Genomic DNA, 13,865 nt, shown 5'->3' with positions numbered 1-13,865 from the left:
ATATTTGTGAATAATTTTCATTAATTAGTCAAGATAATTTGCTTTTGGCATAATTTGCCTTGCTTCAAAATATGAGCAACCGCGATAAATAGCAACATAAATATATGAGAAAAAGTCAATTATTTCAACTTACTTGATTTAGGTAAATTTGACCAGCTTCTGTAACGCTAAAAGCGCATAATTTCCACCCAAAAGCATCGGGCTTCTAAGTTTTCACAACTGATTAAAAAATCCGATCGAATATCTGCGGAATGTGGGATATTAGGAAATATCTGTAAATTCAAATTTCTTATATCTCGCCAAAATCGCAAAATAATGATACTAAAATTAGAAAAGGTAGGCACAGATATTTTTCCTACAGTGAATGTATGAAAATCCTTAGTCGTCAAAGCCAGAACTGCGGAATGTGGGTTGTAATACCGGAGGATAGCTTTTGATAATCTCAGTCACCTTTCTAGTCCTTATTAATAAAATTTGACACAAAAAAAGCCACAATAACCTCCTTAATCCCGCAACAAGGTTCATGACTAAAAAAGCAATACCGATCGCTGTTTGAGATGTATTATCGAGTTTGGCCATCACTCGCTCGAGATTAAACCTTCTTTTTGCTTGACCAAATTTCCATTCTATAGCCAGACGCGCTTTTTCATCTTCTTGAGCTTGCTTTTTTGTTGCTTTACTCACATGAGCTGACCGTCTTCCCAAGGGCGGACCGCTCATCCTAATTCCTCTTTCTTTACACCAGGCTCTATTCGATCGAGTACGGTAAATCTGGTCAACATCAACCGATTCTGGGTAATGCCCTGTAAATTCTTTAAAAGCTTCTACTTGGGCTATTAAGTCTCCTGATTCATTGAAGTTATCCCAACTAATTCGCTCTAAAAATACATACCCATCACAACTGCTCGCTGAGAGAAAAGCTCCAAATTCAGTCGCTTTTCCTGCTTTCCCTCTGACTATCGGACGGATATGGGGTTGGGTTAAACTTACAATTCTATCGTCAATTCTATTTCTTTTGTGTTGGTACATCCAGGTTGGTTGGCGGTAAACTTCATGACAAACGAGTAGCAGCTTATATTGTTGCTTGCTCAAGTTCTGCAAAGTAGCTCCTAACTCAATTAATTTCTCAATATGAGCTAGGTTTCTTTTGAGATATTGCAGTTGTTTTTTAATTGCTGTTCTTTTTTTGTGCTCTGCGTCGGTCGACGCTGCTTAGCAATGGCAAGGTAATCTTTACGAGCTTTTTTGCGCTAGGTTCTGGGTTTTTTATGGCAAATATCTTTGATTGACTCGTAGAGGATATCTACGATTTTTTCTGTTTGCATTCTCGCTCGAGCGAGGATACCGATATCTGTCGGGTAGGTAATGTCCGCGCTGGCGCAGGTCGCATCTAATAGTAATTTTCCCCGCTCGGGCCTCTCGCCTGGTTCTTCTGGTTCTTTTTTGTTTGATTCAGATTTAGTGGGAGCATCCCGCTTTTTAACTAAGCAGAAATACCGAGCTTGATGTCGTTATTTAAATATGCACATCTCAGTCTTAAAATTTGAGGCACATTTTTTTCGTTCCACTGTGCACCTACAATCTTAATTCTTGCTCCAATCTGTTTAATTAAAGACTCTACAGCTCCCGAACCAATGTCAATACCCTGAATAAAGATAATTTTGGTAATCTGGGATTCTTGACTGATGTTTTCGCAGATATTTCTGGAACTTTTCACTCCCTTTACTAGAAACTCCTGCAAATTCAGCTATAGCTTCTACTGTTGACCCTTGCCACAGTTTGTTTTGCGCTCTCCTCAGTCGTTTGAGCGAACCTCCTACTCTATGTAGATTTTCTATTCCCCTGATACCAATCTAGTACCTCTCTTCTTTGCTCAATAGTCCCTATTTGATTAAACAGATTCTACACTCCATCATGACCATCTCCCAAACAAGTTATTGCTTGACTTGGAAGTTGGCTATTTACCCACGCCACTAAATCTGCATTATTTTGAAAGAAGGCTGCTCCTACAAAGGCGATGTACCTTAACTGCCTTATAATTCCGACCGACTCTTTCTTCTCCTTCATGAGTTCTTAGTCTGACGTTTCCTCCGTCTATACTCAATGCTTCTACTTTCTCGGTAGTTTCAGGCGGCAGCAATTTGTAACGCTTTAATAGCGGATGTTGTGTACTATGGGGTAAATAAATTCCTGTCAACATTTTGAGGTCTCTCGGCATTGGCTCATGACTCATTTCCCACTAATAATAAACAACATTTCTCCAGATTAGGACTCAGGCGACTTCCCTTCTTCACTCCCAACCTTTGAGCTTGCTTACTCGATAGAGTTATTTCTCCTACACAACTTTTTATGGTTCTGTTTCTCCCCGAACCTTTTCCACCCGCCGAGTTAAAAAAAAAACGCTAATTTCTGGTGCTACTGTTTCAATTAAATGTTCCCTAACACTCAGTTCTACGGATTCAAAGTCTTGTAGTTTTTCTACTGGGGTGTTTTTATAAAAGATAGCGGCTATTTCTTGGAGATTTATTTTGATTTTCTGCTGTTCTTCTGGGGTCATATCTACTCGGTTTATCGTATTGTCTCTGATTTCTATTCTCTCATCAATTTGCTGGTAATTTCCCTCAGCATTTATACTTATTGCAAAACTGGGATGCTCCCCCCCGATTTGGTATCAGTTTGGCCAATAGCGTGAGAGTAACGGCTAAACAGTCAGGGTGCGATCGCGCTTCACCGATCGAGATCGCCCGCGTGTTATTGTTACCTAAATGTCATTAGACTTCTTGCAAAAGTCCTTTCGATCAAATTTTCGGACGGGCAAGATGCCCATCCCACAAGAGAAAAAACTTTTTGTGGGACGGGCATCTTGCCCGTCCCAGCTATTTTTGCAAGAGGTCTATTAATCATTATTCCGATTGAGTTATGTCTTTGCCCCATCTGGGCGTCTAACTTTCGGGAATATCTGTTCGTAGCGGCAACCTCACGCTAAACGTTGCCCCTTCTCCCTCGCCTGAACTTTCTGCACTAACCGTACCGCCGTGGAGCTCTACTAAATGACGGACTATCGAGAGTCCTAGCCCTAATCCACCCTCTCTGCGAGAGTGCCTACTATCTGCCTGACGGAAACGATCGAACACATAGGGGAGAAAATCAGGGTGAATGCCATTACCAGTATCGCTAATTTGGATTTGAGCCATGCCATTGATGTAGTCTAATGCGATTTCAATTCTGCCTCCGGCTGGGGTGAATTTAATCGCGTTTGAAAGTAGATTCCACAGCACCTGTTGCAAGCGGGTTGGATCGCCCAACACCTTTGGTTTTAAAGGACTTAGCCGGGATTCAAGTTGAATATTTTTGGCTTCTGCTGCCAAACGAACCACCGCCATCGCATTTTCAAGCAGAGGATTCAGCTCAATTTCAGAAGGGTTGAGCCGAAACTGGCCTGTGCTAATCCGCGAAACGTCTAGTATGTCATCGATGAGCTGGTTTTGTGCTTTGGCGGCGCGCTCGATCGTTTTTAGCGCTTCCTCGGTTTTAGCCTGGTCAAATTTTTTCAGGCGCAGCAACTGTGCCCAGCCAATCATCGCATTGAGCGGCGTCCGCAGTTCGTGAGAGAGGACGGACAAAAACTCATCTTTGACGCGGTTGGCTGACTCGGCAGCCACACGACCCGCTTGTTCTTGCATCCGAAGGCTGCGTTCTGTCTCCAACTGTTTTTGCTCGGTGATATCATCGATCGCCAGCAGAATCATCTGTGTATCGCCGATGGGAGGCATTTTGCGGGCATTGAGCCGCATTATTTTATGCCCGATCGGCTCAAAGTCATGCTCGACCTCCAAATCTTGAAACTCGGTCTTTCCTGCCAGAATTTCTTCGAGGAGCGATCGCAACTTGGGAATATTCCACTGTCTGTTACAGATATCGAAGATCGAGTGGTGCTCGGTGTGGATGGGCATCATCTGAAATGTTTCGTAGAAAGAACGGTTGGCGGTGATCGCCCGCAGGTTTAGATCTAGCACTAGCAACGGTTCCCGCACGGTTTCCACGATCGTTTCGGCGTAATTTTTCGCTTCCGTCAACTGCTGGGCGCTGACTTTGAGATCGTTGATATCGACCAACATCACCACAGCCCCATCAATCTTGTGGTCGATCGTCCGATAAGGTCGAATATGCAGATCGTACCAACGACCCTCTCGATCTTGAACCTCCTGAACTTTCACATTGAGTGTGCGGATCACCTCTAAAATCATTGGCTCTAACTCCGGCAGTATCAACTTGTGAGTGATGTCGCTCAAACAGCGCCCGACATCGCTAGAAATCAAGTTGAAGATGCTTTCGATTGCGGGAGTAAACTGGCGGATTCGCAGGTCGCCTCCCAGCATCAGAATCGGAATATTGATGGTGCCCAGCAGATTCTGTAAATCGTTGCTCACCTGAGTCGATTCAAGATTGCGCCGCTGCAATTCGTCATTAATCGTGTTCAGTTCTTCATTGGTTGCCTGAATCTCTTCTTTTGCGGTTTCGAGTTCCTCATTTGTACTTTGCAACTCTTCGTTGTTCGACAAAATCTCCTCGTTGGCGGCTCTCAAATCTTGGTTGGCGGCTTGATGTTCTTGGACGATCGATTGCAGGTGGTCTTTTGTCGTTTTGAGTTCTTGTTGCAGCCTCGCAATTTCCAAACTTTCACCCTGTAAAGGATCGGAGTTGAGTGTAACATCGTTTGCAGCAGCAGGCATTGCAGGGATCGGCGGCTCGTCTTGAAACAAAACTAAAAAATAGTTTTTTGCCGCAGCGCCTGTTGGGAATGGAATCACATTAATTTTGACCTGGCGGATGCGATCGCTTTCTCTAATTTGCACGCCTTCGCGCGCGACCGGCAACTGGTGCTGCGAGGCCTGTTCAATTGCAGTGCGGAGTTCGACGCGCAATCCTTCTTTTGCCATTCTCAGCAAATTAAAGCTAGCCCTACCGGGAGACGGTTCTAGGTAGGCATTCGTCTGTCCTCGAAATTGCAGAATCTCCTTGGCTGTGTTAATCACGACGCCGACAGGCGCATAGTGATTCAAAACAATGCGATCGGCCTGTTTCTCGATTTCGATTTCGTTGAAGCTTTCCGTCAGCAGCGGTGGAAAGTTGATGGCTGTCACAGCATAGTTGCTAGCAGTTAAATCCATGCTTAGCCAATGCGACAGCAGTTTTTTAGTATAAATTTTGTTCTTTTTGTCTAACAGCGCAAACAATTCTGAAAAGTCACCAACCGTTTCCGAAGTGCCTAACAGCAAAAAGCCTGCGGGCCGAAGCCCGTAGTGGAAAATTGGCAGCAGCTTTTTCTGCAGCGGGGGGCCCAGATAGATCAGCACGTTCCGACAGGTGATCAAATCCATCCGGGAAAACGGCGGATCGCCGATCAGGTTTTGTTTAGCAAAGACGCAGAGTTCGCGCACCGGCTGAGCGATTTGGTATCCGCCTTCGACTTGGACAAAGAACCGATGCAGGCGTTGGGGTGAAATATCGGCGACTTGGGCCGGCGTATAAAAGGCACGGCGGGCCTGGGCGATCGCACTTTCGCTGATGTCTGTCGCATAAATCTGAATCGGCAGATTAGTACCTCGATCTGCTAAAAACTCTAGCAAGCAGATGGCGATCGAGTAAGCTTCTTCGCCCGTCGAACAGCCTGCAACCCAAATTCGGATCGGTGTTTGCGGTGATTTATCTTTGACGATTTCAGGAAAAACCTTGCTGCTTAAGGCATTAAAGCTTTCGGGGTCCCGGAAAAAGCTGGTGACATGAATTAAGACATCGTGGTACAGCGCCGTTACTTCTGTCGGGGTGTTTTTGAGATATTCGGCATAATCCTCGATCCGTTCCAGCTTGTACAGCAACATCCGCCGGTGCATCCGCCGCTTCAAGGTGGTTTGTTTGTAGTGAGTAAAGTCAACTCCTGTAGCGGCGCGCAGCAAACTGTAGATGGTGGCGATCGCATCTTGATTTTGGATCGCATCTTCGCTGGCGGTCGATTCTGTCGCAGGTCGATCGGCAATATAGGGATGACGGCCGATATCTGCTATTTTCTGGGCAATTTTTTCCGGTGTCAAGATAAAGTCTACCTGACCCGTAGCCACCGCAGTGTTCGGCATACTGCTGACTTGTGCCGATCCTTGAGATTGGGCAAAAGTAATACCGCCTGCGGCCTTAATCGCTTTTAACCCTTGGGCACCATCGCCGTCGCCCCCGGACAAAACGACGCCTATGGCTTTGTTCCGCCGTTCTGAAGCTAGGGAAACCAGAAAAGTATCGACGGACATAAACATCCCGCGTCCTCTGCCGCGAGGCGTTAGCTTCAGCACCCCTCCCTCTATGGTCATGCTGACATTCGGGGGGATGACGTAGACCTGATTCGGTGCTACTGGCATCCCAGATACCACCTCATGCACCGGCATCTGGGTCGAGCGAGCCAGAATCTCACTCAACAGACTTTCCTGAGTCGGCAACATATGCTGAATTATTACAAACGCCATGCCCGTATCGATCGGCAAATGGCTCAGTAACTCTATAAAGGCTTCCAATCCACCGGCCGAGGCTCCTATTCCGACGACTGGAAATAACTCGTTTTGATTGTTCTGTTGCTTTCCTTCAACATCAATCTCAGCTTGAGGTCGAGATTTTTCAGCATCCTTTTTAGGAGTCATTTTTTATACCAGAGATCTTGCTGGCTGCGTATTATCGTATATTTATTATTGCCATTTATATTACCATCAAATGAAAGATAAGTCATCTACTTGCCGAGATATCTAGGCGAATGCTGCGCCTGCGCTCGAGCAATTTTAAAATTTTTATTGTGGAGTTCGCCCTTTCTGCAGGGGGGATAAGAATCAGACTTGAAATCCCTCAAAAATTCTACTAACTGTACTGTTTAAATTTGATAGAGAGAGTGAATTTTCGGGAGCATCTCACTTTTGCAGCCAAGCTAGAACTCTCAGTTTTGAGGCCCGAGGCTGCGGGGCAGGAGGCAGGAGGAAAGAGGAAGAAGGAAGGAGCCAGGAGAAGTGTTTTTACAAATATGAGATGCTCCCGAATTTTTGATATTCTGCGATCGTAGCAATTGTATTAATATTTGCGATCGAGTGGAGTTCCTTTAAATTCCCTAACTTTTCAAGGAACTTCAAACCGGAATTTTGTCCCCAGCAAGCTGGGCTGTTTCATTCTTTGTAGGGGCAATCCCCCCGTCGTTTTCCCGAGCCGTGAAATGCCTGTAGGGGCCATCCCCCCGCAGTTTCCCTCGTTGGTGGGGAGGGGTAGGCACTCTTGGCACATTAGTGTTAACAATCGCCTAAAACCCCTCAGAAATCTCGCTTGTAGCTGAGTCTCGATCTCCCTCGCCTCTCCCTGAATAAGACCCACTTTGAATGCTCTTATCCCCCCTGATTAAGGTGAGGGCAGGGCTGATTCATTCTCCTGAAACGCGCTCTTAGACTTAAGTCCCTGGCTGATAGTTGAAGTCGTCTGAAGACGACTGAAAAAGTCAAAGTAATGTGGTAAGCTGTCGCGCATTTAAATTGTATATTCAGGGCGGGCGGGACGCCCACCCCACAAGACTTTTATTTTTTTTGACATACAATTTAAATGCCGAACAGCTTAATTGATAGTCCTGATAGCGAGGACTTGAGTTTTGAGACAGAGACTTAAGTCTAAGAGCGGTTTTCCTAATAGTGAAACAGCCCCGCCCTTAGGTCGGGGGACTAGGGAGGAGCTCCGGGGTAAGAAAACAGTACAATTAAGCAGACAAATTAAAAAAAAACCAAACACCCTACAAAATCGCAATTAATTTCGTTTTTAGGAAGGTTGTTGCGATTCCCTGCGGGATAGCTTCGCTTCACGCAAATTCGCTAGCGCCCCGTCGATGTAAACTATCTCTGGATGATTTTCCAACTGCTTCATTACTGCTTGCTTGGGCATTTTTACCTTTTTCGCCATTTCCAGGGTATCGTCGATCAGCCGTTGCCGATATTTCTCCAACTCAGCAATTACTTCCTGAACTTCCTCTGGTGTTGAAGTTTGAGCCTCTAAATTTGCAGACATAATCTAATAAGTGAATTTTTTTTAATTTTCCCAAAATCCGGCCATAATTGCTAAAATTGTAAAGAAAAGTAACAAAAATATATTTTAATTTGGCTCATGGAAATTAGCGAAATCCAAACAGCGCTGCAAAGTTCGGATTCTCAAGACAGGCTGCGGGGGGTAACGGCTCTGAGAAAGTGCGATTCTGCGGTGGCGCTACCGATGTTGCTGAGCAAAGTGGACGATCCGGAGTTTATGGTGCGATCGTTCGTGGCGATGGGATTGCGGCAGAGTCAAACTGCGGACTCTTTTGCGGCGCTGTTAAAAATGATGCAGTTCGATCGCGATCCGAACGTGCGAGCAGAAGCCGCGAACTCTTTGTCAGTGTTCGGAACCGAGGCGATTGCTCATTTAGTGGAAGCTTTTCGTCGCGATGACAATTGGCTCGTGCGCCGCAGTATCATGGCTCCGCTGTACGAAATGCAGTGTCCTGAGGCAGTATTTGAAATTTGTACGATCGGTCTAGTCGGCGAAGATTTGCCCGTTCAGGAAGTGGCAATTGACGGATTGGGTCTCCTGGCCAATACGGAGAAGCAAGAAGAGGCTTTGCAGCAATTATTACCTCTGGTCAGCGCCGATTACTGGGGAATTCGGCTGCGGGTGGCGCGCGCGCTCTTGAAATTTGACAACCCTCAAGCTCGCGCTGCTGTAAGCTATTTGGCAAAAGATCGAGATCATCGAGTTGCAGGTGCGACTTTGGAAGCTTCGCTTTAAAACGAGGGGAAGGGGCCAGGGCTGTTTCATTCTCTTTTAGGGGCGGCCCCAATCCCTGAAGCGGTTAATAAATCGTGGAGGGGTCGGGATTCTGAGCACGAGAAGAGCCAAAACCTTGGTTTTTCTGAGAATGCAACACCCCTGGGGAAGAGACTGGTTTTTAACTCCAGAAGCTTGTAGCCCTTACACCCGCCCTAGATTAGCGCGATCGCGCCAGCCCCATCCCCTATCTCCTAATTATTACGGATTGTTACTTTGTTTCTAATAAACGAGACTGGGGCGATCGGCATCCTTTACGATCTCAAGAGTTTTGCCATCTGAGTTAATTCGCCATGTACCAGCCTTTTCGGGAATACCTAGAGCAAGAGCTGTTTCAAAGGTTTGATTTGCAAAGTCGCCCCATTCCCTCCGGGTTGGAAGTCAATGTCAGCGAGCGCGGCAAAACCCCAGCTACTATCCGCAGTTGGTGTTACGAATGCCCGCAATTGCGAAAAATCCGCTACACTTACATCGATGCTGGAGAATCTGCTCAAGTTTTTAATTGCGTGATTTATCCGAGTCACAATTACGATTTGCCGCTGTTGGGAATTGACCTCTTGTCTTTCGGCAAGAAGAAAATTTTGGTAGTTCTCGACTTTCAGCCGCTATTTAGAGATGAAGCTTATATAGCAAAATACGTTCAACCTCTACAATTGCTCCGCGACAAGTACGACGATTTGGCCCAAAATTTAGAAATGAAATTTTATGACGCCAATCAGTATTTTTCTAAATACTTGCTGTTCGCCAAAACTGATGCGGAAACTGTAGAAAATCGGGTATATCCAGCTTTTAAAGACTATTTGGATTTGTACTGGAAAATGCTCTCGTCAGCACAACCGCTGACTGACCCAGAGGATATCCAGCGCATCGTAAAAGCTCAAAAAGATTACGACCAGTACAGTGCAGATAGAGACCCGGCTTCGGGCTTGTTCAGCAGTTATTTCGGTCACGAATGGGCTGAGAAATTTCTTTACGAATTTTTGTTTGAAGATGCTGTGCCTTTAGCTGTTACCGCGAACTCGCGATGAATGCTAAATTTACAGGGATTTTTCAAAACAGCAAGTTCGCAGTAAGGACTTGAGTCAATAAAGTTAAGGCGAGGAAAGACTAAAGTCCTGACTGCAAACCTAGGAACAAAGGACTAAAGTCCTGACTGCGCACCTCGGAAGAAGGACTTGAGTCCTGACTAAAAACTTAGGGATTGAAAAAGTCTCATCTAAAATCTAAAATCGACATGACTCTTTATCAGCCTTTTTTAGATGCGGCGATCGCTCTGATGAAAAATCGGTTAGACTTACAGGATTACCCGATTCCAGAAGGGTTTGAACTTAAGCAAGCTACAGTCGGCAAAGGGAAAAACCAAGATGAAATCGTAACGACAAGTTACGCTTTTTCATCCCCAAAACTGCGGCAAATTCGGGCGGCTCACGTCCAAGGCGGCAGCAGCTTGCAAGTTCTGAATTTTGTGATTTTTCCGCATCTTAACTTTGATTTGCCGTTTTTTGGCGCGGATTTGGTAACGCTGCCTGGCGGTCATTTAATTGCTTTGGATATGCAGCCTCTGTTTGGCGGTGACGCTGACTACCAGGCTAAGTATACAGGGCCGATCGAACCAATTTTTCAAGCTCATCAACCGCACCTTCCTTGGGGTGGGGACTTTCCCGAGGAAGCAAAGCAGTTTTTCTCGCCGGCGTTTCTGTGGACTCGCCCTAAGGAAACGGAAGTTGTGGAAACTCGCGTTTTTGCAGCTTTTAAAGACTATCTGGCCGCTTATTTGGATTTGGTCGATCGCGCCGAACCGGTGACAGATAGCGCAAAGTTAGATAGTATCTTACAAGCTCAAATGCGCTATCTGCGGTATCGTGCCGAAAAAGACCCAGCCCGGGGAATGTTTAAGCGGTTCTACGGCGAGGAATGGACGGAAGAATACATTCACGGCTTTTTGTTCGATTTGGAACGGAAGCTGCCACAATTGGTAAGTAACAAGAATTAATTTTAACAGAAGCTTCAGCCACTATACTAATAAGTGTAGGTTGGCATGAGGAAAATGCCAATGGTCAAAAAAAATCGCAATGTAGTTAGTTCCAATTCAGAAAGCAAAGTCAAAGTCGGACTTTCGCTGACTCCTTCTAGTGCCGATCGATTGAACACGATCGCTCGAAAGCTCGGAATATCAAGATCGGAACTCCTAGAACGCTTGGCACAAGGCGCTCTGGATATTTCTAAGGACAAGACGGAAGTTAGTGTCACTTGGAAAAAAGGTGAAGCAACGGAGGTAGAGGCATCCCCATTTGAAGGGGAAACAGCCGAAGAAAGCGAAATTGTTGACGCTATAACGGCAGAAACTCTATCGGAAAAGGTGAGCATACAGCGCAATTCGCTGCAAGCAAGTTACGAAGCTTTACAGCAGCAGTTGAGCGAACGGGAAAGCGCGATCGCATCTTTGGAACAGCAATTAGCTAGCGAAAAGCAAAATCTCGAAAGCCAATTAGCCGAAACTGTAGCCAAGTCGAGTTACGAAGCTTTACAGCAGCAGTTGAGCGAACGGGAAAGTTCGATCGCCTCTTTGGAACAGCAATTAGCTGCCGAAAAGCAAAATCTCGAAAGCCAGCAGGAAACTGTAGCCAAGTCGAGTTACGAAGCTTTACAGCAGCAGTTGAGCGAACGGGAAAGTTCGCTCGCCTCTTTGCACCAGCAATTAGCCGAAACAGAACGCCGGGAACACGAGTTTCAGCAGCAGCTAGCAGAAAAGTCGAGTGCTCTGGAATCATTGCAGCAGCAGTTAGCTACCGAAAAGCAAAATCTCGAACATCAATTGCCAACCGAGTTGCAGGAAACCGTATCGAACTCAAGTTACGAATCTTTGCAGCACCAGTTAGCAGAAAGAGAAAGTTCAATCGCCTCTTTGCAGCACCAGTTAGCAGAAAAGTCAAGTGCGATCGGCGAGTTCCAAGTTCAACTGACCAAGTTGCAATCTCTGGAAAATCAATTGAGCCAGAGTGTGGCGAAACAGCGAAGTTACGAGACTTTGCAGCAACAGTCTCAAGAACAGCTAAGAACCATCAAAGCTTTACGAGAACAGCTAGGTCAAATGCAGGCTGTGGCTGGGATTGGAGAAGCTTATCTCAACAAGTGGCGTCGTCCCTGATTCTCCAATCGGCTACGGCAAAAACTCGGGTTGCTTCGGGCGCTCCGGCCGCACCTTACCGCTGAAATGTCCTGTCAACTCGGACGAGTGCTCTTGTAGCGATAGATTTAAAACTGTCGCCACAAGAGCTTTTTATTGCAAAATATGATAACAATATTAAGAAATATTACAATAAATAAGTTATGACAGGCGATCGCACCCCTCAAAGCAAATCCAGTCCCGCAGACACTAAGGGCAGCGTCACGGTAATTGGAGGCGGCATCGGCGGGCTGACAGCAGCAGCCCTGCTAGCCCGCAGAGGATACAAAGTGCTAGTCTTAGACCAGGCGATCGTCCCCGGAGGATGCGCTTCCACCTTCAAACGCAAAGGCTTTACCTTCGATGTCGGTGCCACGCAGGTTGCAGGATTGGAACCCGGAGGCATTCACCACCGAATTTTTTCCGAATTAGACATAGAACTTCCCGCCGCGACACCCTGCGACCCCGCTTGTGCGGTGTTTTTGCCGGGAGAAACCGCCCCGATTAGCGTGTGGCGAGATCCGCAAAAGTGGCAACAAGAAAGGCAGCGACAGTTTCCCGGAAGCGAACGTTTTTGGCAATTATTGTCTGCATTGTTCAAAGCTAGCTGGAACTTTCAAGGCCGCGATCCAGTTTTACCGCCCAGAAACTTCTGGGATTTCTGGCAATTAATTCAAGCTGTTCGCCCCGATACTTTAATTACTTTGCCTTTCACTTTTATGACAGTGGGAGATGCTTTGCGCCTTTGTGGGTTGGGCGACAATTTGCGCTTGAAAACTTTTCTGGATTTGCAGTTAAAATTATATTCTCAAGTCGATACTGAAGAAACGGCGCTACTTTACGCGGCGACGGCTTTAGGAGTTTCGCAAGAGCCACAGGGATTGTATCATCTAGAAGGAAGTATGCAGGTGTTGAGCGATCGACTCGTAGGGGCGATCGAACTCTACGGCGGCAAAGTCTTATTGCGACACACAGTTGAAAGCATTATCACAGCAAACGGCAAAGCCAACGGTACAGTAATTCGCAATCAAAAAACCGGCGAAGTTTGGACAGAAACCGCCGATCGCATTGTTGCCAACGTGACCGCGCAAAATTTAGTAAACTTGTTGTCAAGCGAGCCGATTATCGGAAATTTAACAGATAATTTAACAGAGAATTTATCCGTTAAATCAGATACTTCAGAGACAAAAAACCTACTCCCAAATCAAATGGCAGGCTACAAATATCGAGTCGATAAATTGCCGCCCGCATCCGGCGCATTTGTCATATATTTGGGAGTACATGAAAGCGCAATTCCGGCAAATTGTCCGCCGCACCTTCAGTTTCTCTACGATTACGACGGCGAGATTGGGGAGAATAATTCATTATTTGTTTCTGTCAGCCATCCGGGAGATGGCCGAGCACCGAAGGGAATGGCGACAATTATCGCTTCGTCATTTACTGATACTCGAATGTGGTGGAATTCGGTTGATTATGAAGGATTGAAGCAAAAATACAGCGCAGGGGCGATCGCCCGTTTGAGCCAATATTTCAATTTGACGCCAGAGTCGATCGTACATCAAGAATCAGCTACACCGCTCACCTTTGCACGCTATACAGCCCGAGATCGAGGCGCTGTGGGCGGCATCGGCCAGCGAATACCAACCTTCGGCCCCTTCGGATTTGCCAACCGCACACCAATTAAAAATTTGTGGTTAGTAGGCGACTCCACCCATCCGGGAGAAGGAACTGCCGGTGTTTCCTATTCTGCTTTAACAGTAGTGCGGCAAATGGAGGCAGAGTTTGGATAATTGGCTAAATCAGCGAATAAAATATTTTTTAACGTCTTGTG

The 13,865-nt window shown here is 46.2% G+C and carries 7 protein-coding genes and 2 pseudogenes; 5 read left to right on the top strand and 4 right to left on the bottom strand.

Going from position 1 to position 13,865, the window contains the following annotated elements; all coding sequences use genetic code 11:
- Window positions 1-378: 378 nt before the first annotated feature.
- The 4 genes and pseudogenes from QUB30_RS15600 to QUB30_RS15580 form a co-directional block, all read right to left on the bottom strand.
- Window positions 379-1,493 (bottom strand): annotated as a pseudogene (locus QUB30_RS15600) (IS5 family transposase); the annotation flags it as partial.
- Window positions 1,484-2,557 (bottom strand): annotated as a pseudogene (locus QUB30_RS33865) (ISKra4 family transposase). The pseudogenes QUB30_RS15600 and QUB30_RS33865, both read right to left, overlap by 10 nt.
- A 385-nt stretch (window positions 2,558-2,942) precedes the next feature.
- Window positions 2,943-6,686, bottom strand: coding sequence for a chemotaxis protein CheB (locus QUB30_RS15585; protein ID WP_333334722.1), 3,744 nt, complete (start codon window positions 6,684-6,686; stop codon window positions 2,943-2,945).
- Window positions 6,687-7,830: 1,144 nt separating this feature from the next.
- Entirely contained in the window at window positions 7,831-8,076 is a 246-nt protein-coding gene (locus tag QUB30_RS15580) for an acetyltransferase (RefSeq protein WP_333234887.1), read from the bottom strand.
- Between the two features lie 96 nt (window positions 8,077-8,172).
- On the opposite strand from QUB30_RS15580, the gene QUB30_RS15575 reads away from it, so the two are divergent.
- The 5 genes from QUB30_RS15575 (at window position 8,173) to QUB30_RS15555 (ending at window position 13,824) form a co-directional block, all read left to right on the top strand.
- The gene (locus QUB30_RS15575) at window positions 8,173-8,829 is read left to right on the top strand and encodes a HEAT repeat domain-containing protein (protein ID WP_333334720.1); all 657 of its coding nucleotides are present in this window, start codon (window positions 8,173-8,175) and stop codon (window positions 8,827-8,829) included.
- Between the two features lie 332 nt (window positions 8,830-9,161).
- Window positions 9,162-9,896 carry a 15,16-dihydrobiliverdin:ferredoxin oxidoreductase gene (locus tag QUB30_RS15570; protein ID WP_333334718.1) on the top strand — a complete coding sequence of 245 codons (735 nt, stop codon included), beginning with the start codon at window positions 9,162-9,164 and terminating at the stop codon, window positions 9,894-9,896.
- A gap of 206 nt (window positions 9,897-10,102) precedes the next feature.
- Entirely contained in the window at window positions 10,103-10,861 is a 759-nt protein-coding gene (locus QUB30_RS15565; protein ID WP_333334716.1) for a phycoerythrobilin:ferredoxin oxidoreductase, read from the top strand.
- Window positions 10,862-10,921: 60 nt separating this feature from the next.
- Window positions 10,922-12,016, top strand: a complete 1,095-nt coding sequence (locus QUB30_RS15560; protein WP_333334714.1) for a ribbon-helix-helix protein, CopG family — start codon at window positions 10,922-10,924, stop codon at window positions 12,014-12,016.
- 182 nt (window positions 12,017-12,198) lie between these two features.
- Entirely contained in the window at window positions 12,199-13,824 is a 1,626-nt protein-coding gene (locus QUB30_RS15555; protein WP_333334711.1) for an FAD-dependent oxidoreductase, read from the top strand.
- Window positions 13,825-13,865: the final 41 nt, after the last annotated feature.

It is taken from the genome of Microcoleus sp. BROC3 (assembly GCF_036702515.1).
Classification (GTDB): Bacteria; Cyanobacteriota; Cyanobacteriia; order Cyanobacteriales; family Microcoleaceae; genus Microcoleus.
This window is presented reverse-complemented; position numbering and strand designations above follow the sequence as displayed.

What these genes read in the sequence shown, in the direction of transcription:
- QUB30_RS15585 (WP_333334722.1), bottom strand. Translation starts at nt 6,686, where the DNA reads ATGACTCCTAAAAAGGATGCTGAAAAATCTCGACCTCAAGCTGAGATT.
- QUB30_RS15580 (WP_333234887.1), bottom strand. Translation starts at nt 8,076, where the DNA reads ATGTCTGCAAATTTAGAGGCTCAAACTTCAACACCAGAGGAAGTTCAG.
- QUB30_RS15575 (WP_333334720.1), top strand. Translation starts at nt 8,173, where the DNA reads ATGGAAATTAGCGAAATCCAAACAGCGCTGCAAAGTTCGGATTCTCAA.
- QUB30_RS15570 (WP_333334718.1), top strand. Translation starts at nt 9,162, where the DNA reads ATGTACCAGCCTTTTCGGGAATACCTAGAGCAAGAGCTGTTTCAAAGG.
- QUB30_RS15565 (WP_333334716.1), top strand. Translation starts at nt 10,103, where the DNA reads ATGACTCTTTATCAGCCTTTTTTAGATGCGGCGATCGCTCTGATGAAA.
- QUB30_RS15560 (WP_333334714.1), top strand. Translation starts at nt 10,922, where the DNA reads ATGGTCAAAAAAAATCGCAATGTAGTTAGTTCCAATTCAGAAAGCAAA.
- QUB30_RS15555 (WP_333334711.1), top strand. Translation starts at nt 12,199, where the DNA reads ATGACAGGCGATCGCACCCCTCAAAGCAAATCCAGTCCCGCAGACACT.